General features: G+C 67.6%; 19 protein-coding genes. 2 read left to right on the forward strand and 17 right to left on the reverse strand.

Annotation, left to right across the window (positions count from 1 at the left end):
- Positions 1 to 4 precede the first annotated feature (4 nt).
- Complete coding sequence (gene ectB, locus AB6A65_RS02475) at positions 5 to 1,279, reverse strand: diaminobutyrate--2-oxoglutarate transaminase (RefSeq protein WP_371036764.1); 1,275 nt, start codon at positions 1,277 to 1,279, stop codon at positions 5 to 7.
- A 64-nt stretch (positions 1,280 to 1,343) separates the two neighbouring features.
- Positions 1,344 to 1,856 (reverse strand): diaminobutyrate acetyltransferase, encoded by a 513-nt coding sequence (ectA, locus tag AB6A65_RS02480; protein ID WP_371036813.1) that lies wholly within the window; start codon positions 1,854 to 1,856, stop codon positions 1,344 to 1,346.
- Between the two features lie 263 nt (positions 1,857 to 2,119).
- On the opposite strand from ectA, the gene AB6A65_RS02485 reads away from it, so the two are divergent.
- Positions 2,120 to 2,635, forward strand: coding sequence for a MarR family winged helix-turn-helix transcriptional regulator (locus tag AB6A65_RS02485; RefSeq protein ID WP_371036765.1), 516 nt, complete (start codon positions 2,120 to 2,122; stop codon positions 2,633 to 2,635).
- A gap of 132 nt (positions 2,636 to 2,767) precedes the next feature.
- On the opposite strand, the gene AB6A65_RS02490 is transcribed toward AB6A65_RS02485, so the two are convergent.
- From AB6A65_RS02490 to AB6A65_RS02530, 9 genes are all read right to left on the reverse strand, one after another.
- On the reverse strand, positions 2,768 to 3,892 hold the full coding sequence (locus tag AB6A65_RS02490; protein WP_371036766.1) for an ABC transporter permease: 1,125 nt from the start codon (positions 3,890 to 3,892) through the stop codon (positions 2,768 to 2,770).
- Positions 3,893 to 3,896: 4 nt separating this feature from the next.
- Positions 3,897 to 6,623, reverse strand: coding sequence for a ribosome-associated ATPase/putative transporter RbbA (gene rbbA, locus AB6A65_RS02495; protein WP_371036767.1), 2,727 nt, complete (start codon positions 6,621 to 6,623; stop codon positions 3,897 to 3,899).
- Positions 6,613 to 7,602 carry an HlyD family secretion protein gene (locus tag AB6A65_RS02500; protein WP_371036768.1) on the reverse strand — a complete coding sequence of 330 codons (990 nt, stop codon included), beginning with the start codon at positions 7,600 to 7,602 and terminating at the stop codon, positions 6,613 to 6,615. Before AB6A65_RS02500 ends, rbbA begins: the two co-directional genes overlap by 11 nt.
- Before the next feature lie 243 nt (positions 7,603 to 7,845).
- Positions 7,846 to 9,174, reverse strand: coding sequence for a TRAP transporter large permease (locus AB6A65_RS02505; RefSeq protein ID WP_371036769.1), 1,329 nt, complete (start codon positions 9,172 to 9,174; stop codon positions 7,846 to 7,848).
- On the reverse strand, positions 9,171 to 9,740 hold the full coding sequence (locus AB6A65_RS02510) for a TRAP transporter small permease subunit (RefSeq protein ID WP_371036770.1): 570 nt from the start codon (positions 9,738 to 9,740) through the stop codon (positions 9,171 to 9,173). The genes AB6A65_RS02505 and AB6A65_RS02510 overlap by 4 nt, the downstream gene beginning before the upstream one ends.
- 84 nt (positions 9,741 to 9,824) lie before the next feature.
- Positions 9,825 to 10,877, reverse strand: coding sequence for a C4-dicarboxylate TRAP transporter substrate-binding protein (locus tag AB6A65_RS02515; RefSeq protein ID WP_371036771.1), 1,053 nt, complete (start codon positions 10,875 to 10,877; stop codon positions 9,825 to 9,827).
- A 41-nt stretch (positions 10,878 to 10,918) separates the two neighbouring features.
- On the reverse strand, positions 10,919 to 13,300 hold the full coding sequence (locus AB6A65_RS02520; protein WP_371036772.1) for a xanthine dehydrogenase family protein molybdopterin-binding subunit: 2,382 nt from the start codon (positions 13,298 to 13,300) through the stop codon (positions 10,919 to 10,921).
- Positions 13,297 to 13,797 (reverse strand): (2Fe-2S)-binding protein, encoded by a 501-nt coding sequence (locus AB6A65_RS02525; protein ID WP_371036773.1) that lies wholly within the window; start codon positions 13,795 to 13,797, stop codon positions 13,297 to 13,299. The genes AB6A65_RS02520 and AB6A65_RS02525 overlap by 4 nt, the downstream gene beginning before the upstream one ends.
- A complete protein-coding gene (locus tag AB6A65_RS02530; RefSeq protein ID WP_371036774.1) occupies positions 13,794 to 14,627 on the reverse strand; it encodes a xanthine dehydrogenase family protein subunit M in 834 nt (277 codons plus the stop codon). The genes AB6A65_RS02525 and AB6A65_RS02530 overlap by 4 nt, the downstream gene beginning before the upstream one ends.
- Before the next feature lie 197 nt (positions 14,628 to 14,824).
- On the opposite strand from AB6A65_RS02530, the gene AB6A65_RS02535 reads away from it, so the two are divergent.
- Positions 14,825 to 15,409, forward strand: a complete 585-nt coding sequence (locus AB6A65_RS02535) for a TetR/AcrR family transcriptional regulator (RefSeq protein ID WP_371036775.1) — start codon at positions 14,825 to 14,827, stop codon at positions 15,407 to 15,409.
- Between the two features lie 118 nt (positions 15,410 to 15,527).
- On the opposite strand, the gene AB6A65_RS02540 is transcribed toward AB6A65_RS02535, so the two are convergent.
- From AB6A65_RS02540 to AB6A65_RS02565, 6 genes are all read right to left on the reverse strand, one after another.
- On the reverse strand, positions 15,528 to 16,178 hold the full coding sequence (locus tag AB6A65_RS02540) for an NAD(P)-dependent oxidoreductase (protein WP_371036776.1): 651 nt from the start codon (positions 16,176 to 16,178) through the stop codon (positions 15,528 to 15,530).
- 45 nt (positions 16,179 to 16,223) lie between these two features.
- On the reverse strand, positions 16,224 to 16,478 hold the full coding sequence (locus AB6A65_RS02545; protein ID WP_371036777.1) for a hypothetical protein: 255 nt from the start codon (positions 16,476 to 16,478) through the stop codon (positions 16,224 to 16,226).
- A gap of 344 nt (positions 16,479 to 16,822) precedes the next feature.
- Positions 16,823 to 18,337 (reverse strand): sugar ABC transporter ATP-binding protein, encoded by a 1,515-nt coding sequence (locus AB6A65_RS02550; RefSeq protein ID WP_371036778.1) that lies wholly within the window; start codon positions 18,335 to 18,337, stop codon positions 16,823 to 16,825.
- On the reverse strand, positions 18,334 to 19,335 hold the full coding sequence (locus tag AB6A65_RS02555) for an ABC transporter permease (RefSeq protein ID WP_371036779.1): 1,002 nt from the start codon (positions 19,333 to 19,335) through the stop codon (positions 18,334 to 18,336). The genes AB6A65_RS02550 and AB6A65_RS02555 overlap by 4 nt, the downstream gene beginning before the upstream one ends.
- A gap of 11 nt (positions 19,336 to 19,346) precedes the next feature.
- A complete protein-coding gene (locus AB6A65_RS02560; protein ID WP_371036814.1) occupies positions 19,347 to 20,345 on the reverse strand; it encodes an ABC transporter permease in 999 nt (332 codons plus the stop codon).
- Between the two features lie 60 nt (positions 20,346 to 20,405).
- On the reverse strand, positions 20,406 to 21,218 hold the full coding sequence (locus tag AB6A65_RS02565; RefSeq protein WP_371036780.1) for an SDR family oxidoreductase: 813 nt from the start codon (positions 21,216 to 21,218) through the stop codon (positions 20,406 to 20,408).
- Between the last annotated feature and the right edge of the window lie 48 nt (positions 21,219 to 21,266).

Consider the following 21,266-nt stretch of genomic DNA (forward strand, 5'->3'; position numbering starts at 1 on the left):
TGTGTTACTCCGCCGCCATGGGTTTCGCCGTTTCCTCGCGGATCGCGGCCTCCAGGATGTCGAGGCCGCGGTCGAACACCGCGTCCTCGATGGTGAGCGGCGCCAGCACCTTCACCACCTCGTCGTCGGCCCCCGAGGTCTCGATCACCAGACCGTCGCGGAAGGCGCGGGCGCAGATCTCGCCGGCCAGCTCGCCCGAGCCCACGTCGATGCCGCGCATCATGCCGCGCCCCTTCAGCCGGGCGCCCGGGATCATCGCGGCCATCTCGGTCAGACGCTTTTCCAGATGCGCGCCCTTGCGGGCAACCTCGGTCTCGAAGGCGTCGTCGGCCCAGAACTTCTCCAGCGCCACGCGGGCGGTGACGAAGGCATGGGTGTTGCCGCGGAAGGGGCCGTTGTGCTCGGCCGGCTTCCAGATGTCGTGCTCGGGCCTGACGAGGGTGAGCGCGAAAGGCAGCCCGAAACCCGACAGCGACTTCGCGAGCGTGATCATGTCCGGCTCGATATCCATGCCGTCGGTGGCGAAGAAGCCTCCGGCACGGCCGATGCCCGACTGGATGTCGTCGACGATAAGCAGGATGCCGTGCTTGCGCGCCAGCGTCGCGAGCCCCTTGAGCCACGCGGCCGCGGCGGCGTTCAGACCGCCCTCGCCCTGCACCGGCTCCACCACGAAGGCGGCGGGCAGGTCGGCCCCGCTCGACGAGTTCTCGATCATCGCCTCGATCACGGGAAGCGTATCGACATCCTCGCCCAGAGCGCCGTCATAGGGCAGATGGGTCACGTTGCCGAGCGGCTGGCCCGCGCCCGCGCGCTTGGAGCGGTTGCCGGTCAGCGCGAGCGCGCCCAGCGTCATGCCGTGGAAGCCGTTGGTGAAGGCCACCACTTCCGTGCGGCCGGTGACCTTGCGGGCGAGCTTGATCGCGGCCTCGACGGCGTTGGTGCCGGTGGGGCCGGTCATCATCACCTTGTGGTCCATGCCGCGCGGGGCGAGCACGATGCGTTCGAACGCCTCGAGGAAGGCCGCCTTCTCGCGCGAATACATGTCGAGCCCGTGGGCGATGCCGTCGGAGGTGACGTGATCGACCAGCGCGGCCTTCATGTCCGGATCGTTGTGACCGTAGTTGAGCGACGAGCACCCGGCCAGGAAGTCGATGTAGTCCCGGCCCTCGGTGTCGGTCAGGATCGCCCCCTTCGCGGAGGCGAACACCGTGTCGAAGCTGCGGCAATAGCTGCGCACCTGCGACTCGCGTCGGTGGAAAATGGCTTTGTTGGCTGACATGTCAGCGGTCATGAGGATATCCTCGCTTTGAAATTCTGGAATGTGCGGGTGATGGGGACGGCCGTCAGGCCGCGCGGCCCATCGCCGCGGGCAGCTTGATCGTCACCATGTGTTCGGTGGCGTGGGCGCCCTGGAAGTGGGTGTCTTGCGCGTAGTGCGCCTGCGCGTCGAGCTCTGCACCCTGCTTGCTTGCGAAACGCTTGAAGAGCGCCCAGCTCGCGTCGTTGTCGCGGGTGATCGTCGTCTGGATACGCGTCACGTCCCGCGCTTCCTCGCGCAAGAGCAGATGCGTCAGCATGCGTCCTGCGAGGCCCTCGCCGCGCGCCGCCTCGGAAACGGCCACCTGCCAGACGAAGAGCGTCTCGGGGTCGTTGGGCAGCACGTAGGCGGAGATCCAGCCCAGAAGCGCGCCGTCGCGCTCTGCCACCACGCAGGTGTCGCGGAAGTGGTCGCACTGGATCAGGTTGCAGTACATCGAATTCTCGTCGAGCGGCTTGCAGGCCGACACGAGTTGCCAGACCGCGGCACCGTCCTGCGGCATCGGCTTCCGAAAAGCGATTGCGCCGGGGCGGCGCATGTCGATCGAGCGGATCTGGTTCACGGGACTGCTTCCTCTCTTGCTGCGTTGCCGGAAGATATACGCATCACGCAAAGAAAATCAACTAGGCTAAACAAATCACGGCATGTGACGTCTAAAATCTTGTTTTTCTGGTATTTATACCTTTGCTTGGCTTCGCTGCCGGATGGCGACGGCGCCTTTTTCCTTGGAATCCTGCCGCGTTGTCCTTAATTAGACTAACTAATGATATCTTGTCCTACCGGACGGAGGCTGACACAGTCATGACATTTCACCAGCCGATGGGCCCCGACGTGGACCGCACAGACACGAGCCTGATCGCCTTGCGCCGCATCCTGCGCGCGACCGAACTGTACGGCCGGGAGCTTGCCCGCGTCGCGGGCCTTACCCCCGTGCAGATCCGGGTCCTGCAGATCGTCTCGGCACATGGCGTCGTCACGCCGAAACAGATCTCGGCGCAGATGGGGGTGAGCCAGGCGACGATCTCGACCCTGCTCGACCGCCTCGCCGCCAAGGGCATGGTCCGGCGCGAACGCTCGGAGACCGACCGCAGGCAGACCAACGTGGAACTGACGGAAAACGGGCGCGACGTGATCGGGCGCGCGCCCGACGCGCTTCAGCAGCAATACGTGAAGGCCTTCGAGGCGCTCGAGGACTGGGAGCAGGCGATGATCGTGGCCTCGCTCGAGCGCGTGGCCTCGATGCTGAACGCCGCCGACCTCGACGCCGCCCCGGTCCTCGATCACGGAGAGATCCGGCGCGGGTCGAGCACCCACTGAAGGCGCCCTGCCCTGCGCGGCGGAAAGTCGCCCGCGAAGAGCGGTTTCATCATGAAGACCTCCGCCCCGGCTCGCCGCGGGGCACCGCCCCGGGAACGCCGCCGCCCGCCGGCGCGTGCCCAGGTCGCGCGCTCAGCGTGCGGCCGCCATCGTCCCGCGAAACCGGCTGAGGGCGAGGGCGAGGAAAACGCCGCCGATGCAGGCGACGGCCAGGAGTTCCTTCCACACAAGAAGCAGTCCGGCATCGCGGTAAAGGACCGCCTCGGCGAAACTCGTGAAATGCGTGGCGGGCGACAGCTGCATCAGGTTGCGCAGCAGGTCGGGCATCGCCTCCAGCGGCGTCACCCCGCCCGAGAGCAGGTAGAGAACGACGAAGACAGGGATCGCGAGCAGCCCGAATTGCGGCATCGTGGTCGCAAAGGTCGCCAGCATGATCCCGAGCGACGTGACCGCGAAGAGATAGACGGCGGCGCCGACGGCGAAGACGGGGATCGACCCCGGCACCGGAATGCCCATCAGCCCCTCGACCACGACAAGAAGCGAAAGCACCGCCGCGGCGACGATCACCAGCCCGTTGGCCCAGATCTTGGCCAGCATGATCTCCAGCGCGGTGACCGGCATCACCATCAGGTGCTCGATCGTGCCGTGCTCGCGCTCCCGGATCACGGCGGCGCCCGACAGCACCACCGACAGGATGGTGACGTTGCCGATCACCTGCATCACCGCGAAGAACCATTGCGACTGCAGGTTCGGGTTGAACCGCGCCCGCGGCACGAGGCTCGCCGGAAGGGCGGTGCCGGCGTCGTCGCCCGACAGGAAGACGGCCAGTTCGTCCTGGACGATCCGCTGGATGTAGGCCGTGCCGTTGCCCGCCAGCGTCATCGCGGTCGCATCGACGTTCAGTTGCAGCGAGGGCTGGCGCCCGGCCAGCACGTCGGCCTCGAACCGCGCGGGCACGTGCAGCACGAAGCTGTAGCGCCCCGTATCGAGCGCCTGCTCCATCTCGGAGATCCCGATGAGGTCGGCGTCGCGGAACTGCGGCGGCAGGAAAGCCCCGCGGATACGGCCCGACAGGGTCGACCTGTCCTCGTCGACCACGGCGATCGCGGCGTTGCGCACCTCCGTCTGCACGCCGTGCGCCACGGCGTAGACCGCCGCGGTGAAGGTGTAGACCACCAGCGCCATCAGGACCGGGTCCCGGAACAGGCTCCACAGTTCCTTGAGGCCGAGGCGGAAGATGTTGCGAAGAGCGCGCATCGCCTCACGCCTCCTGCTTTTTCAGCAGCAGTGCCGCAAGCGCCCAGAACAGCACGCAGAACCCTGCGAGGGCAAGGTGGTTGAGCCAGAGATCACCGGCCCCGAGCCCCTTGTTGAACACGCCGGTGCTGATCCGCTGGAAGTAGAACGGCGGAAAGGACTGCCCGATCGTCCGGGTCAGCGGGTCCAGCGTCGAGACGGGGTAGAGCATCCCCGAGAAATTGACCGTCGGGATGATGACGATGATCGCGCTGCCGAAGATCGCGGCGATCTGGCTGCGCACGAAGGTCGAGATCACCAGCCCGAAGGCCGTCGCCGCCACCGTGTAGAGCAGGGCGCCCAGGACCAGCGCCGGCAGGCTGCCCTCGATCCGCAATCCGAACACCGCAAGAAGCATGCCCACGAGGATCACGAAGCTGATCATGGCCACGGCGACATAGGGGGCCTGCTTGCCGATCAGGAATTCCAGCTTCCGGACCGGGGCCGCGTATAGATTGGTGATCGAACCGAGCTCCTTTTCGCGCACGATGCCCAGCGCCGTCATCATCGTCGGGATCATGATCAGCATCATCATCAGCACCCCCGGCGGGATGGCGTAATCGGAGGAAAAGCTCTGATTGTAGCGAAAGCGCGGCTCGATGGTCGCGGGATAAAGCGTGGGCACACGCCCGGTTTCGATCTGCGCAAGTTCGCTCAGGAACCCCGCGAAGGCGGCCTCGGCGTAACGCCGCGCGTTTTCGGCGCGCACCGTGTTCGACCCGTCGAGCCACAGCGCCACCTCGGGGTCGTCGCCGCCCAGCAGGTCGCGGCCGAAGTCGGGCGGGATAACCAGCGCCATGGTGATCTCGCCCCGCCGCAGCAGGGCGTCCATCCCGGCGGGCGTGTCCAGTTCGGCCTGCTCGAGGAAATACCGCGAACCCGAGAACTGGCGCCCCAGCATGCGGCTTTCGGCGCTTCGGTCCTGGTCGACGACGGCGTAGTTGATGTCCTCGACGTCGAAGGAGATGCCGAAGCCCACGGCGATCATGAGGATGACCGGTCCCACCAGGGCGAAGGCCAGCCGGATCGGGTCGCGCCCGAGCTCCATCGCCTCGCGCCGGGCGACGGCCCAGGACCGCGCCATGGAGAAGAGGCCGCGCCGGTGCCCGGCGCCTGTCCGCTCCGAACCCGGATCCGGCGCCTGCTCGGGCGTGGCGTCGTCGGCGGCCTCCTCGAGATAGGCGATGAACGCCTCTTCCAGGCTCGCGGCGTCACGGCGGTCGCGCAGGTCGCCGGGCGCGCCGACCGCCAGAACCTCTCCCGCATGCATCAGCGAGATCCGGTCGCAGCGCTCGGCCTCGTTCATGAAATGGGTCGAGATGAAGATCGTCACCCCGTCGTCCCGCGACAGCGCGATCAGCAACTCCCAGAAACGGTCCCGCGCCACCGGATCGACGCCGGCGGTGGGCTCGTCCAGGATCAGCATCTCGGGCTCAGGCAGCACGGCGACGGCGAGTTGCAGGCGCTGGCGCGCGCCGAGCGGCAGGTTCGCGGGGCGGCTGCCGGCGACGTCCCCGAGGGCGAACCGCTCCAGCAGCTCGGTCACCCGCTCGCGCTGCCGCGCGGCGCTCAGCTGGAACAGCTGCGCGTGCAGCACGAGATTCTGCCGCACCGAGAGTTCCGCGTAAAGCGAGAAGGATTGCGACATGTAGCCGACCCGCCGCCGCGTCGCGAGGTCTGAGCTGTCGACCGGCTTTCCGAAAAGTTCCGCGTGGCCCTCCGTCGGCTCCAGCAGGCCCGTGAGCATCTTCATGGTCGTGGTCTTGCCGCAGCCGTTCGAGCCCAGAAAGCCGAAGATCTCGCCCTTCTCGATGCGAAAGCTGACATCGTTGACGGCGGTGAACTCACCGAACCGCTTGGTCAGGCCCTCGGCCTCGATCGCGACGGGGCGGTCGCCTTCGGGGCGCGGCGGCAGGTGCACCTCGCCATGGCCCTCGCGCTTTTCCGGCGGCAGGAAGGCGATGAACGCCTTTTCCAGCGTGTCGGCCCCGGCCTCGCCGCGCAACTCGTCCGGCGTTCCGGTGGCCAGCACCCGGCCCGCATCCATCGCCACCAGCCGGTCGAAGCGTTCCGCCTCCGACATGTAGGCGGTCGACGTGACCAGCGTCATCTCCGGACGACGCTCGCGCAGCCGGTCGATCAGTTCCCAGAACTGCTTGCGCGACAGCGGATCGACGCCGGTCGTGGGTTCGTCGAGGATGAGCAGGTCGGGGGCGTGCATCAGCGCGCAGCACAGCGAGAGCTTCTGCTTCATGCCCCCCGAAAGCTTGCCCGCCGGGCGGCCGGAAAACGGCGCGAGCCCGGTGCTTTCCAGCAGCTCCGCGATGCGCGCCTCTCGTTCGCAAGCCCCCTGTCCGAAGAGCCGCCCGAAGAAATCGACATTCTCGTGGACCGACAGCGTGGGATAGAGGTTCTGTCCCAGCCCCTGCGGCATGTAGGCGATGCGCGAGAAACTCTCCGAGCGGTGCGCGGCGCAGGCCATGTCGCCGCCCAGCACCTCGACGCGGCCCTGCTGGATCCGGCGCACCCCGGCCAGCAGCCCCAGCAGGGTCGATTTTCCCACCCCGTCGGGCCCGATCAGCCCGACCATGCGCCCTTCGGAGAAGCTCAGGCTGACATCGTCCAGCGCCGTGATCGCGCCGTAGCGATGGCTGAGACCGGTGAGTTCCGCGACGACCGGTTCAGCGGGCATCGGGCAGGCGGACGGTCAGCTCTTCGGGCCAGGACGCGGACGGATCGACCCGAACATGCGCCACGCCCGGCACCCCGGTCTTCACCACATCCTGGTAGTCGGCGAGGATTTCCGGCGGGATGCGGAGCTTGACGCGGAACATCAGGGTCTCGCGCTCTTCCTCCGTCTCGACGTATTTGGGCGTGAACTGCGCCTCGCCCGCGACGAAACTGACGCTCGCGGGGATGACGTATTCGGGGGCCGCGTCCAGCACCAGCCGCGCCTCGGCACCGTAGGCCAGGCGGCCCGCGGCACCTGTCGGCAGATACACGGTCATCACCACATCGGTCAGGTCGATCAGCGTCAGCACCCGCGTGCCCGCGCCCAGAACCTCGCCCGGCTCGGCCAGGCGGTATTGCACGCGCCCGGCCCGCGGCGCGTGAAGCGCGTAATCCTCGAGATCGGCGCGCAACCGGTCGACGGTGGCCTGCGCCGCCTCGACCTGGGCTTCGGCGGCCGCGATGCCGGCCTTCGCCGAGGTCACGGCCGCGGCGGCGGACTCCTTTTCGGACAGGCGAAGATCGATGCGTTCCTCCGGCGCGAAGCCGCGTTCGCCCAGTTCGCGCGCGCGGAACAGTTCCTTTTCCGCGAAAACGAGGGCGCTTTTGCGTTCCTCGAGGACCGCGCGGCGCTCCGCCAGCGTCTGGCGGGCCGAACTCACCTGCGCTTCCGCCTCGCGAAGCTGCGCCCTGATCTGCGCATCGTCGAGGCGCGCCAGGATCTGCCCGGCCTCGACCCGGTCGCCCTCGCTCACGAGGATTTCGGCAAGACGTCCCGCGAACTTGGTCGCGACGTCGACGCGCCCGGCTTCGATGCGGCCGTTGGCCTTAGCGAAGCCGGGCGGCAGGTCGTTACCGTCCCTCAAGACCGCGTACCAGAGCGCCGCCCCGGAGAGAGCCAGCACGAGCGCCGCGATCAGGAATCTTGTCGAGCCGGACATGGGTCGCCCTCTGCCTCACCCTTCTGGCGGCAGGCCCCGCCGCCGCGCCACACGCACGCAGGTTCTGAATGCTGCACATGCATAACAAATTGGCAACGGAAAAGCACGGCGTCTTGACGGGGCCGCGCGGCCGGGATGATCGGCGAGCGATCGGACCGACCTCCCGCGGCCTTCCCGGTCGTCTGGTCCAGGCCGAGGGGATGTCGCGGGAGGGTCGGAGCGCAGGCGCCGGCGCGATGTGGCCTACAGGAACACCGTGACGGTTCCCGGCACCAGCGCCACGATGACCAGCACGATCAGCATCACCGCGATGAAGGGCAGCGTCGCGCCGAAAACCTGCTCCACCGTCACGGACGGATCGTTCAGCGTGTTGTGTACGGTGAAGACGGATATGCCGAACGGTGGCGTCAGCAGGCCGATCTCGACCGCGATGACGGTCACGATGCCGAAATGCATCAGGTCGATCCCAAGGCCCTGGGCGATGGGCGCCGCGATCGGCACCATGATCAGCAGGATCGAGGTGCTGTCGAGGATCATCCCCATCAGCAGGATGATGAGCGCGTAGAAGAAGAGGAACTCCAAGGGCCCGAAGCCGGAGTCGGTCACGAGCCCCGAGATCGCGTTGGGCAGCCCGGCGATGGCCAGCATGCGCGAATAGAAGGACGCGGCGATCAGGAGAAGCAGGATGGACACGGAGATGACGCCGGTCTGCTTCATCACCTTCCAGAGCCTTTTCCGATCGAGGCTGCGCCGTGACAGCGCCACGAGAAGCGCGCCGAACGCCCCGACCCCGCCGGCTTCGGTCGGCGTGAAGAAGCCCGTGTAAAGGCCCCCCAGAACCAGGATCACGAGCAGGACGATCGGGACGAGCTTGCGCAGCATCTCGCCCGTGGGCATCGGGGTATGGTCCCGGTCGAGGCGCCGCGCCTTCGTGTCCTCGGGATCGATCAGAACGAATTTCGGAAAGGCGATCGTGATGGCGATCAACATGGCGACGAAACCGCCCGCCAGCATGAAGCCCGGCACGATGCCCGCTATGAACATGCCGCCGATCGAAACCTCGGCCAGCACCCCGTAGATGATCAGCAGGAGGCTCGGCGGAATGAGCATGCCCAGCACGGACGAGCCCGCGACCGTTCCCGCGGAAAAGGCCGGGCGGTAGCCGTGGCGCGTCATCTCGGGCACCGCGACCCGGGTAAAGACCGCCGCGGACGCGATGGAAACGCCGGTGACGGCCGCGAAGATGGTGTTGGCCGCGACGGTCGCGACCCCGAGCCCGCAGATCATCCGGCGCAGCAACTCCTCCGCCACCTCGAACGTGTCGCGCCCGACATTCGAGACGCTGACGAGCAGGCCCATCAGCACGAAAAGCGGGATCGTGGCGAAGAGGTAATCGGCGATCCCGGAATAGGCGGTCAGCTCGAGCATGCGGAACGCCAGCCCGATATTGTCGCGGATCAGCCAGATGCCGACGAAGGCCACCCCGAAGAGCGCGTAGGCGATCTGCAGGCCCATCAGCACCAGGGCCACCAGAACGGCGATCAGGACGAAACCGAAGGCGAGCGTGGTCATGCCGGTCTTCGCATCATTCGAATTTCCTCGCTCGCGCGGTAGAGCGCGCAGAGCACCGCCACGGCCGATCCGACCACGGTGATAAGGCGGAACGGCCAGGTGGGGATCGTCCAGACGCCCTGGACGCCGAAGAATTCGGCCGACGCCCAGCTTTCGACGAGTTTCGGCCAGGACGGCCAGAGGATGAGCGTGAAGACCACGGCCCCGGCGATGCAGAAGAACGTCTCCAGCAGGCAGAGGACGCGCGGCGACACGCGCTCGATCCGGCGCAGCAGGAAATCGGCGCGCGTGAGGCGCTTTTGCAGGATCGCCGCAGGCACCTGAAGGAACACGATCGCGACCACCGCGCGGGCGGCGATCTCGGAAACGCCGGTGACGGGCGCGTCCAGAAAATTCCGCCCGATCACGTCCACCACGATAAGAAGCATCAGCGCGCCGATCGCGGCGGTCCCGATCGCCGACAGTGTCGCCGCGATCGTGGCCAGCACGGCGCCGACCGGCGCGTCGGAAAAGGCCGGAACGAAGCCGTCGTCGTCTTCCAGCCCGGCCGCGTCGTCATTGCTCATTGCCACGATCCCGCCGTCCATGACGGATGCGCCCGGCGCGGTGCGACGGGCGGCATCGCCTTGTCATTGCTTGTCTTCAGCCGATCAGAGACCTTCGTCCCAGTCCCGCAGCGGCGTTGCGCCGCGTTCGCGCAGCGCGTCGAAATAGGCCTTGAGCACGATCCTGCCGTCCTCGCCGGTCTGCTCCAGCCACGGCTCCACGATGTTCGGCAGGCCGTTCACCCACTTGGCCTTCTCCTCGTCGGGCAGCTGGTGAATGGTCAGCCCGGCCTCCTGCATCTCGTCGATCGCCGTCGCGGCAAGATCGGCCACATAATCCCCATGCGCCACCGAGGTGGCCTGCGCGGCCTCTCGCATCGCCTGCTGCACCTCTTCCGGCAGGGCGTCGAAGAAATCCTCGTTGGCCGCGATGCCGCCGAAATACATCGACCCGATGCCCACGCGCGTCAGCTCTGGCGCGACTTCGTAGACCCGGGTCGGGCGGATGCCCGAGGCGAAGGACAGGGTTCCCTCGGTCACGCCGGTCTGGATGTTCGTGTAATAGGTGGTCAGCGCACCGTCGACCGGCGTGGCCCCCGTCTCGCGCAGCCAGTTCGCCGAGGTGCCCGGCGCGTTCAGCTTGCGGTTCTGAAGATCCTCCATCGAGGTCACGGGGAAGGTCGCGTAGATGTCGTAGCTGTCGGTGATGAGCGAGCTGAGATGCACCATGCCGTTCTCGGACCAGCTGTTCTTCAGCGCCGGAAGGTTTTCCGACAGATCGTCGAAGATCTCGATGATCATGCGGTGATCTTCGGTGGCGAAGGGGGTGAAGTAGGTCACGTTCTGAAGCGGCATGTTGGCCCCTTCCCAGACCGTGCCGACCATGCCCACGTCGACGATGCCGTCCATCACCGCCTCGCGGGTGTCGGTGAACTTGTAGAGCGTGCCGGCGTAGCTCTCGACCCAGTTGACCTGATAGTCGTTGCCGTTCTCGGCGAGGATGCGGTTCACCTCGGGCTGGAACGTGTTCTTCATCGCGTAGACCCAGATGTTCTGTTCCGGGTGCGAAGAGCCGATGTTGACGGTGATCTGCTGTTGGGCAAAGGCCGCGCCGCTCGTCAGGATGGCCGTGGCCGTCGCGAATGCCGTGATCTTCATGCGTTTCCTCCCTTTGTCGGGGCGCCTCCCGCGCCCCTGTTTCAGTCGTTGATCTTGCCCAGCGCGCGCAGGATGCGTTCCGGCGTGAAGGGCATTTCGGTGACCTCGGCGCCAAGCGGGCGCAAGGCGTCGTTGATCGCGTTCATCACCGCGGCAGGGGCCCCGGCAGTGCCGGCCTCTCCGGCCCCCTTCGCCCCAAGCCCGCTTTCCGCGGTGGGCGTCTCCACGTGACCGACGATCATGTCGGGCATCTCGGCGGCCATGGGCACGAGGTAGTCGGCCATCGAGCCGCTCAGCAGCTGCCCGTCCTCGTCGTAGTGGATTTCCTCGAAAAGCGCGCCCCCGAGGCCCTGCACGATGCCGCCCCGGATCTGCTCGTCGACGAGCTGCGGATTGATGATCCGGCCGCAATCCTCCACGCACCAGTGCTTCAGCAATGTCACGACACCGGTATCCGTGTCCACCTCCAGATAGGAGGCCTGGACGCCGTTGGTGAAGGCGAAGGGATAGTCCATGGTGATGAAGTGCCGGGTCTGGACCAGTTCGCGCGGCAGGCCCTTGGGCAGCGTGTCGCCACGGAAGTAGACGATGCGGCCCAGCTCCTCGAGCGGCATCCGCGCCTCGCCGGTAGCGGCGTCGACCACATGGCCGTCGCGGATGTCGAGCCTGCCCGCGTCGGACTGGAGCATCGCCGCCGCCACCTCGAGGATCGAGCCGCGCAACGCACGGCCCGCCTGAAGCGCGGCTTCGCCGCCGATCCCCGCCCCGCGCGACGCCCAGGTGCCGCCGCCATAGGGCGTGACCTGGGTGTCGCCCGTGATGATCCGGACCTTGTCGGGCGTGACGCCCACGCTTTCGGCGACGATCTGCGACAGCATCGCCTCCGTGCCCTGGCCCTGTTCCGTCACGCCCGACAGCGCCACGACCGAGCCGTCGGGATCCATGCGGACGGTGCAGCCGTCCTGCGCGGAGATGCGCGCGCCGCCGATCCCGTACATGAACGGAGAGGGGTTCGTCAGCTCGATGAAGGACGCGATGCCGATGCCGCGATGCTTGCCCTGCTTGCGTGCCGCTTCCTGATCGGCGCGCAGCGCGTCGTAGTCCATCAGCTCCATCAGCCGGTCCATCGAGGCGTGATGCGACAGCCCCTCGAACTTCATCTTCGCGGGCGACGTGACGGGATAGGCGTCGTCCGCGTACATGTTCCGGCGGCGGATCTCGACCGGATCCATCCCGATGGCGGCGGCGGCCATGTCCACCAGCCCTTCGGTGATCGCCACGGCGATCGGGTGGCCGACGGCCCGGTACTGGCAGGTCGGCGTCTTGTTCTGGAACACGACCGTGGTCCGCGCCCTGTAATTGGCGAAGTCGTAGGGGCCCCCGCACAGGTTCACGACCTGGTTGCCCTCGATGGCCGAGGTGCGCGGATAGACCGAGTAGGGCCCGATCCCGGTCCAGTCGTCGACGTCGATGGCGAGGATCTTGCCCTCCGCGTCCACGGCGATCCGTGCCTCGATCTCGTGATCGCGGGCATGGATGTCGGTGGTGAAACTTTCCAGCCGGTCGGCGATGAACTTGACCGGACGCGCCAGGACCTTCGCGATGGCGGCGGTGGCCATCTCGTCGGGATAGACATGGACCTTGATCCCGTAGGATCCGCCCACGTCTCCGCAGACCACCCGGACGCGACCCTCGGGGATTCCCAGATGCTCCGCGAACACCGTCTGCATCATGTGCGGGGCCTGCGTCGCGTGATAGGCCGTCAGCTGCTCCTCGGCCGGGTTCCAGTCGACGAGGATCGAGCGCGGCTCCAGGGTCACCCCGGTATGGCGCGCGGTGCGGAAGCGGGCCGACACCACCTTGTGCGCCGCTTCCATGGCCGCGTCGACGTCGCCTTCCTCGTGCAGCCGCCGGAAGGCAAGATTGTCGCCGAGGTCGGGATGGATCACCGGCGTGTCGTCATCCAGCGCGGTCATCGTGTCGGTGACGACCGGAAGCGGATCGTAGTCCACATCGACGAGCGCCGCGCCTTCCTCGGCCGCGGCGCGCGTGGTGCCGACGACGGCCGCCACCGGCTCGCCCACCCAGCAGGCCCGGTCCACGGCCATGGCGTGCTGCGGCGGCGATTTCAGGCCCTTGAGATGCGCGAGCACCGCGACCCAGGGCGTGCAGACATCGGCAAGGTCGGCCCCGGTGAAGACCCGCAGAACGCCCTTCACCGCTTTCGCCGCCTCGGCGTCCAGGCCGCTGATCCGGGCATGGGCCACCGGCGATCGGACGAAGGCCACATGCACCATCCGCGGCAGCACGATGTCGTCGACATACCGCCCGCGCCCCTGCACGAGCTTTTCCGCGTTGGGGCGCGGAACGGTCTTGCCGATATAGGAATTGGGCCGATCGGGGTTTCCGAACTGGATGGTCATGCGGCATCCTTTCCAGCGCGCGCCCGCGCCACGCTTTCGACCGCGTCGATGATCGCCTCGTAGCCGGTGCAGCGGCAGTAGTTCCCCGACAGGTGCTCGCGGATCGCCGCCCGTGTGGGCACATCGCCTCGTGCCAGCAGGTCCTCGGCCGCGACGATCATGCCCGGCGTGCAGAAGCCGCACTGCAACGCGTTTCGCGCCACGAAGGCCTGCTGCAGATCCGCGCTCGTTCCCTGATCGGTCAGCCCCTCCACCGTCCAGACCTCGGCGCCGTCGGCCTGCGCGGCGAGCATCAGGCAGCCGCGCACGGCCTCTCCGTCGACGCGAAGGGTGCACGCGCCGCAGACGCCGTGCTCGCAGGAGGCATGCGCCCCGTTCAGCCCGAGGTCGAGCCGCAGGAAATCCACCAGGTGCTGGCCCGCCGGAACGCGCGCCTCGACCGGCTCTCCGTTCACCGTGAGTTCGATGTCGACCTTGTTCGAGAATGCCGCCGTCATGCCTTCTGTTCCTCGATCCGTGCCAAGGCCCTGCGCAGCAGAACCCCTGCAAGATGTCTGCGATAGGACGCGCTCGCCTGCGTGTCCGAGGGCGGGTCGAGCGCCTCGACGAGCGCCGCCACCGCGCCGTCGAGGTCGCCCCCGTCAAGCGCGGCCATGGCGTCCCGCGCCAGAAGCGGCGTCGGCCCGGCCGAGAACACCGTCACGCGGTGCCCCTCCGCCCGCCTGACCAGGCACAGCCCCGTCAGCGCGTAGTCGCCCGACCGCCGCGCGACCTCTTCGAGAAGCTGCACCTCACCCGGCTCCGCCTTCGGCACGGAGATCGCCGTCAGGATCTCGTCCTCGGCGAGCGCCGTGGTGAAGACGTCCTCGAAGAACGCCTCGGCCGGGATCTCCCGCGCGCCGCCCTTTCCCTCGACATGGATCGTCGCGCCCAGCGCGACGGCACAGGCGGGAAACTCCGCGGCCGGATCGGCATGCGCCAGCGCGCCCCCGATCGTGCCGCGGTTGCGGATGGCGGCATGGGCGATGTAGCCCACCGCCTCCGCCAGCAGCGGCGCGTGCGCCGAAATCAGCGGATCGGCCCCGACCGCCGCGTGGCGGGTCAGCGCACCGATGCGCAGCGTGTCCGCCTCTTCGGTGACGCCCTGCAGACCGGCGATGCGGGAGATGTCGATCAGCATGTCGCCTTCCGACAGGCGCATGTTCATCGCCGCGATCAGGCTCTGCCCGCCCGCCAGGATCCGCCCCGCGCCGTCCGACGCCGCCAGCAGGTCGAGCGCGTGCGGCACGTCCCTGGCCCGGGCATATCCGCCCGCCGATGCCTTCATCCGGTAATCCTCCCCATCCGCGTCCCGCGCCGGTCGCCGGCGTTATTGATCGGATGCTCACCCTTGTTGATCGCATGATCTTTAAAAAGATGCGCGTTTCAAGGAAAAAGTGTTTAAAGGGGCAAGCTGGCAGGATCATGGGTGCCGGGTTGGACAGCGAAAACATACATTCCATCGAAGGCGCGGCGCGTCGGCGCATGCCCCCCGAGGAGCGTCGCAAGCAGATCGTGGCCGAGGCCGTGCGCTTCTTCGCCGAGGTCGGCCTCGAGGGAAACACACGCCAGCTCGCCAAGCGGCTCGGGGTGACGCAATCTCTACTTTTCAACTACTTCCCGACGAAGCACGACCTCCTCGAAGCGGTCTATGAAAAGGTCTACCTCGACCGGCTGTCGCCGGACTGGCCGGACCGCCTCACGGATCGCTCCGTGCCGCTGCGGCAGCGGCTGCTCGCGTTCTACACGGAATACAGCGCCCTCATCTTCGAGCGCGACTGGATGCGGATTTTCATGTTCTCCGGTCTGGCCGGGGCGGCGCTCAACCACCGCTATCTCGAGCATCTGGGCGAGGTGATTCTCCGCCCGGTCCTCGACGAGACCGAGGCGCTGGCGCGCGGCGGCGCGCGGCCGAGCATGGAGGATATCTGGAACCTGCATGGCGGCATCGTCTATATCGGGATCAGGACGCACATCTACGGGATGAACGGCCCCGAGGACCCCGAGGACGCGATCGCCAAGGCGATCGACAAATACCTGCTCTATTTCGGGATCGGGCCCGGCGACTGACGCCGCGGCGGCGCGGGGATCGGGCGCAGGTCACCGCAGCCCGGCCCGTCCCGCGGGCGGCGCGCGCCATTGCCGGACCGGACCGTCGCCCATGCGCTCGAAGCGCGCCGGCGACCGGTCACCCGGAAAACGCCACGGTTTCCCGCCGGTGCCGGCCTTCGGTCAACTCGTCCACGATGAACGCCGCGAGGTCGCCGCGCGAGACCTGCTGCCTGCCGATGGCGCCCTCCGTGCTGGCCGTCCATCGGCCGCTCGCCGCCGCGTCGGTCAGCGCGACCGGCTGCACGATCAGGAAGTCGGGATCGGCCTTCTTCAGCAAGGTTTCCTGCCGCTCCTTGTCGGCCATGAGATCCTCCATGAAGAGGCGCAGGTAGAGGCGATGATACCAGGGCGCGGTCTCGCGCGTGTCGCCGACGCCGAAGGCGCTCACCACGACGATACGGGGCGGCGCGTCCGACGGCATCGCGGCCAGGATGTTCCGCGTGCCGATTTCGCAGACGCGGCTCGAGGCGGCGCGGCGCCGTCCGGGCAACCAGTCGAACGGTTTCGGCCGGTCCCCCAGGCTGATCACGATCGCATCGTGCCCCGGCAGCGCGCGCGCCACGTCGTCCGCGCATGTCGCGTCGCCCGCGACGACGGTCAGGCGCGGTGCGGCCTCCATGCGCGAGGGATCGCGCACGAAGGCCGTCACCTCGTGCCCCGCGTCGAGGGCGCGCGCCACGACGGCCCGGCCCGATCCGCCCGTTGCTCCGAAGACGAGGATGTTCATGTCCGTCCACCCAGTGCGTGTTCCTTTCCCGGAGCGCGCCGTTCCTCACGCGGTGAGGATCGCGATCAGGATGGCGATCAGCACCGTGTTGATGATGTGCAGCACCTGCTCGATGTTCTGCAACGTGGCATGACGCTTTCGCGCGAACCACATCGTCGGGCTGTCGTCGTCCGCGAAGCGCGCCGTTTCGGCCCGGTCCGCGCGCCGCTTGGATCGGAACTCCAGCACGTTCAGCAACAGCAGCACGGCGCCCTCGCCGAGAATCAAGGTTGGCCGCACCCAGTCTTCCATGATCGGCATGTCCTTTGCTTCTTCCCGTCGGGCCACGCATCCGCGGTCCGACGCGCCCACGGCGACCCAGTCTAGCAGCCTGCCCCAGAACTGGCGAAGCGCAAGCAGTTCGCGCCGCCCTAGGCTGCGGGGAGTCGCGTCCAGTTGGTCCGAGCGGATGGTCCCGTCGCCGGATAGCGCGGTTCGTCGCCCGGGGCCAGCGGCGCGGGCTTGCCGATGCGTCTTGGTCGAGGAGCCGGTGCGGACGTCTCTCCGTCGCCGTCCACCGCGCGCGTCCGACTTTCAGTCACCGCGGGAGTCCGGCCTCGTCTGCCGCCCGGCCGTGCCGCAGGCCGGGGTCGCCCGCCCGCCGCTCACGCCGCCCTGTCGTCCGGGCGGATGCCGGAGATCGCCTGGATCAGGTTGTCCTCCGTCACCTCGTCCGAGGTGAAGGTCCGGATCAGCTCGCCGTGATACCTCGCCACGATCCGGTCCGAGACATGGAGCACCTCCGGCATCTCCGAGGAGATCACCATCACCGCGTAGCCCTGCCCCGCAAGATCGCGGATGAGCTTGTGGATCTCCGACTTGGAGCCCACGTCGATCCCCCGCGTCGGCTCGTCCACGATGAGAAGCGTCGGATGCATCGACAGCCACTTGCCGATCACGATCTTCTGCTGGTTGCCGCCCGACAGGTTGCCGACGAGCTGGCGCCAGCCCGGCGTGCGGATGTCGAGCCGGTCGCGGTACTGATCGAAGATCGCGACCTCCGCGCCTTCGGCCACGAAGGGTCCGGCCTTCAGGTCGTTCACCTGCGGCAAGGTCATGTTGTCCCGGCAGTTCATGCCGAGCACCAGCCCCTGCCCCTTGCGGTCCTCGGGCACGAGGCTGATGCCCCGCGCGATGGCGTCGGCGGGCGAATGCAGCCGGACCTCCTCTCCCTCCAGAAGGATCTGCCCGGCGGAGGGGGCGCGCAGGCCGAAAAGCGTCTCGGCGATCTCGGTGCGGCCGGCGCCGACGAGCCCGTAGAACCCCACCACCTCGCCGCGGCGGATCTCGAAGCTCACGTCGCGGTAGAGATCCCCGCAGGAAAGGCCCCTGACCTCCAGCGCCACGTCGCCCGGCTCGGCATGGTTTTCGTTGCGCGACAGGTCGAGCGCGCGGCCGATCATCAGCTGCGTCACCTCGTCCTCGTTCGTCTCCGCCGTCACGAGCGTGCCGCGATACTGCCCGTCGCGCAGCACGCTGATCCGGTCGGTGATCCTGAAGATCTCCTCCATGCGGTGGGAGATGTAGATGATCCCCACGCCCTGGCGCTTGAGGTCCTCGATCACCTCGAAGAGCACCACCTTCTCGGCGTCGGTCAGCGAGGCGGTCGGCTCGTCGAAGATCACCGCCTTGGCGTCCACCGTCAGGGCGCGGGCGATCTCCACCATCTGCTGGTTCGCGATGGAGAGCGTGCCGACCACCGTCCGCGCGTCGAAGCCCACCTTGAGCTGGGCGAGGATCTCGTCCGTGCGGGCGTAGAGCGTCTTCCAGTCCACGCGGCCGAAGGATTTCCGCGGAAGCTCGCCCAGATAGATGTTCTCGGCCACGGTCAGTTCCTCGGCGAGGCTCAGTTCCTGGTGGATGAAGACGATGCCCTTGGCCTTCGCCTCCAGCGGGTTCGCCATCACCACGGGCGCCTCGCCCACGAGGATGCGGCCCTCGTTCGGCTGGTGGATGCCGCCCAGGACCTTCATCAGGGTGCTCTTGCCGGCCCCGTTCTCGCCCATGAGCGCATGGACCTCGCCCGGGATGACCTCGAACGACACCCCGTCGAGCGCGCGCACGCCCGGGAAGGTCTTCACGATGTTCTCGAGCCGGAGCGCCGGTGTCTTGTCGGTCATATCCGCAGGGCCTCCTTGCCCCTCACGTTGAGCTGACGGTCGAGGAAGAGCACCGCGATCAGGATGAGGCCGATCACGAGGTTCACCGTCTCGGTGTCCGCGCCGATATGGTTGAGCCCGCGGCGCAGGATCTGGATCGCCAGCACGCCGCCGAGCGTCGAGATGATGGAGCCCGAGCCGCCCGTCAGCTTGGTCCCGCCCAGGACGACGGCGGTGATGACCCAGAGCTCGTAGAGCGTGCCGTCATTGGGGTTCACCGACCCCGACTCGGAGTAGAAGACCACCGCCGACAGCGCGGCGAGGAAGCCGATGATCATGAAGTTGATCATCATGTGGGGGCCCACGCGGATGCCCGCGTTCACGGCCGCCTCGCGGTTGTCGCCGATGGCGTAGGCGTTGCGCCCGTGGACGGTGCGGTTCATCAGGTACCACATCGCGGCCGTCACCATGAGCAGGAACCAGGTCGCCGTGTGGAGACCCAGGAACTGCGCCTCTGCGAAGTCCACGAGCGTCCAGTTGAGATGCGAGGTCGGCTGCTCGCCGTTGTACATGAAGACGAGCCCGCGGAAGCCGAGCATCGCGCCGAGCGTCACGATGAAGGCGTCCACGCCCGTCTTCCACACGATGAAGCCGTTGATCGCGCCGAGCGCCACGCCGGTGAGCAGCGCGAACATCCATGCGAAGGGGATGGCCCAGTCGCCCATCGCGGCCATGAACGGCCAGGTCATGCTGTCCAGCAGGATCACGGCAGCCAGCGCGAAGATCGCGCCGACGCTCAGGTCGATATTGCCGTTCACCATGACCAGCGTCATGCCCATGGCGATGATGCCCAGCGGCGCCGACTGCTTGAGCAGAAGCAGCATGTTGTCCCAGTTGACGAACGCCTTGTCGGAGATCGACAGGAATTCCCCCGCGACCGAGAAGAAGATCAGTTCGAGGACGATGAAGCCCCAGATCGCGCCGCGCTTCAGGAAGGCGCTCAGTTGTCCCGGTGCCATGATCCCCTCCTTCACGCGACGGGCGAGAGCAGCCGGCCGCGCTTTGCCGCGACGTCCAGCCAGACCGCCAGGATGATGATGATCCACGTCACGACGTACTGGACGTAGAATTCGAGCCCGATCAGCAGCAGCCCGTTCTGGATGAAGCCCAGGATCAGCACGCCGATCACCGTCTTGAAGATCGTGCCCGAGCCGCCCATCAGCGAGGCGCCGCCCAGGATGACGGCCGCGAGCACCTCGAGCTCCATTCCCTGCCCCACCGTGTTCTGCGAGCCCATCGAGCGGCTGGCCTGGATGAGCCCGGCCGTGGCCACGCAGAAGGCCGAGACGAGGTAGCAGGAGAAGACGACCCGCGCCCGCCGGATGCCAGAGAAGGTGGCGGCGGTGCCGTTGCCGCCGACTGCATAGACCTTGCGCCCGAAGGGCGTCTTGGCCAGCACGATCCCCAGAAGGGCGGCCAGAAGCGCGAAGATGAGGATCGGCACGGGGATGCCCATCGCCTCGCCCTGTCCGAACACGGCGAACCAGGTCTCTCCCTTGTCGGCGATGTCCATGTTCTGGCCGCCGGACCAGGTCAGCGTCAGGCCGTGGATCGCCGAAAGCATGCCCAGCGTCACGATCAGTGAGTTGAGCCGCAGATACCCCACGAGAAAGCCGATGACCGCCCCGATCGCCAGCGTCATGGCGAACATCGCCGGGATCGCCAGCGCCGGCCCGATCTGGTCGTGCAGGTCGAGGACCACGATCGTCGAGAAGCTCATGAGCGAGCCCACCGAAAGGTCCAGATTGCCGCTGATCACCACGAAGGTCACACCGAGCGCCATGACCCCGAGAATGGCCGAGGACCGGATCACGCCCAGGATGTTGTCGGGCTGAAGGAACCGGTCGTTGGCGATGGTGAACCCGATCATGAAAAGGACGAAGGCGATCAGGATCCCCTGGCGGGCGAGGAACGTCCCCACCCTCGCCCCCGTCAGGCCGCCCGCCCTGGCGGCGGGCCGGCTCTGCATGGCCTCGCTCATGGCTCAACTCCTCCCGTGCCCCGGCGGGGCGAATGGCGGGCAGGTCCGTCAGACGAGGGTCATGCCCCCGTCGATCATCACGATCTGCCCCGTCATGTAGTCGCTGTCCCTGGACGCCAGGAACGTCGTCGTGCCGGTGATGTCAGCGGGCGTCGCCACGCGTCCCTTCAGGATGTCGGCGGCGAACTCCTCCATCGCCTGGCCGGGCCGCTCGGCGGCGCCGATCTCCATCAGGTCGTGGTCCACCTGGTCCCACATCTCCGTGGCCACCACGCCGGGCGCGAAACCCGTCACGGTGATACCATGGCGCGCAAGGTCCCGCGCCCCCGATTGCGTGAGCGAGACCACCGCCCACTTGGACGCGCAGTAAGGCGCCACGTTGTCGAAGCCCTGGCGGCTGGCGATCGAGGCGGTGTTGACGATCTTGCCCGCGATCCCGTCCGCCCCCCGGCCCTGCGCGATCATCTGGCGCGCGGCCTCCTGCATGCCGATCAGGCAGCCGAGACCGTTCACGCCCATGACGAAGTTCCAGTTCTCCTCGGTCACGTCCATGAAGTTCATGGGCTTGTTCACGCCCGCATTGTTGAACGTCACGTCGAGCCGCCCGTAGCGCTCCGCCACCTTGGAAATCGCGTTCCGCACCGAGGCGCGGTCGCGCACGTCGAGCCCGACGGCCATGGCGTTGCCGGCATTGCCGTTGAGGCGCGCATTCGCCGCCTCGGCGACTTGCGCCGCGCCATCGCCGTCGAGATCGGCGAAGCAGACCTGCGCGCCCTCCGACAGAAGCGCCTCGCCAATGGCTCGCCCGATCCCCCGGGCCGCGCCCGTCACCAGGCAGCCCCGCCCCGATACGCGTCCCATGCCGACCTCCCGCTCGACGTCTCCGTGCCTTTTCGGAAGCGGCCGCGG

Source organism: Rhodosalinus sp. FB01, assembly GCF_041365715.1.
In the GTDB taxonomy this organism is placed as follows: Bacteria; Pseudomonadota; Alphaproteobacteria; order Rhodobacterales; family Rhodobacteraceae; genus Rhodosalinus.

Excerpts from the sequence above, each read along its gene's own strand:
- ectB (WP_371036764.1), bottom strand. The coding sequence starts at position 1,279 with ATGTCAGCCAACAAAGCCATTTTCCACCGACGCGAGTCGCAGGTGCGC.
- ectA (WP_371036813.1), bottom strand. The coding sequence starts at position 1,856 with ATGCGCCGCCCCGGCGCAATCGCTTTTCGGAAGCCGATGCCGCAGGAC.
- AB6A65_RS02485 (WP_371036765.1), top strand. The coding sequence starts at position 2,120 with ATGACATTTCACCAGCCGATGGGCCCCGACGTGGACCGCACAGACACG.
- AB6A65_RS02490 (WP_371036766.1), bottom strand. The coding sequence starts at position 3,892 with ATGCGCGCTCTTCGCAACATCTTCCGCCTCGGCCTCAAGGAACTGTGG.
- rbbA (WP_371036767.1), bottom strand. The coding sequence starts at position 6,623 with ATGCCCGCTGAACCGGTCGTCGCGGAACTCACCGGTCTCAGCCATCGC.
- AB6A65_RS02500 (WP_371036768.1), bottom strand. The coding sequence starts at position 7,602 with ATGTCCGGCTCGACAAGATTCCTGATCGCGGCGCTCGTGCTGGCTCTC.
- AB6A65_RS02505 (WP_371036769.1), bottom strand. The coding sequence starts at position 9,174 with ATGACCACGCTCGCCTTCGGTTTCGTCCTGATCGCCGTTCTGGTGGCC.
- AB6A65_RS02510 (WP_371036770.1), bottom strand. The coding sequence starts at position 9,740 with ATGAGCAATGACGACGCGGCCGGGCTGGAAGACGACGACGGCTTCGTT.
- AB6A65_RS02515 (WP_371036771.1), bottom strand. The coding sequence starts at position 10,877 with ATGAAGATCACGGCATTCGCGACGGCCACGGCCATCCTGACGAGCGGC.
- AB6A65_RS02520 (WP_371036772.1), bottom strand. The coding sequence starts at position 13,300 with ATGACCATCCAGTTCGGAAACCCCGATCGGCCCAATTCCTATATCGGC.
- AB6A65_RS02525 (WP_371036773.1), bottom strand. The coding sequence starts at position 13,797 with ATGACGGCGGCATTCTCGAACAAGGTCGACATCGAACTCACGGTGAAC.
- AB6A65_RS02530 (WP_371036774.1), bottom strand. The coding sequence starts at position 14,627 with ATGAAGGCATCGGCGGGCGGATATGCCCGGGCCAGGGACGTGCCGCAC.
- AB6A65_RS02535 (WP_371036775.1), top strand. The coding sequence starts at position 14,825 with ATGCCCCCCGAGGAGCGTCGCAAGCAGATCGTGGCCGAGGCCGTGCGC.
- AB6A65_RS02540 (WP_371036776.1), bottom strand. The coding sequence starts at position 16,178 with ATGAACATCCTCGTCTTCGGAGCAACGGGCGGATCGGGCCGGGCCGTC.
- AB6A65_RS02545 (WP_371036777.1), bottom strand. The coding sequence starts at position 16,478 with ATGCCGATCATGGAAGACTGGGTGCGGCCAACCTTGATTCTCGGCGAG.
- AB6A65_RS02550 (WP_371036778.1), bottom strand. The coding sequence starts at position 18,337 with ATGACCGACAAGACACCGGCGCTCCGGCTCGAGAACATCGTGAAGACC.
- AB6A65_RS02555 (WP_371036779.1), bottom strand. The coding sequence starts at position 19,335 with ATGGCACCGGGACAACTGAGCGCCTTCCTGAAGCGCGGCGCGATCTGG.
- AB6A65_RS02560 (WP_371036814.1), bottom strand. The coding sequence starts at position 20,345 with ATGCAGAGCCGGCCCGCCGCCAGGGCGGGCGGCCTGACGGGGGCGAGG.
- AB6A65_RS02565 (WP_371036780.1), bottom strand. The coding sequence starts at position 21,218 with ATGGGACGCGTATCGGGGCGGGGCTGCCTGGTGACGGGCGCGGCCCGG.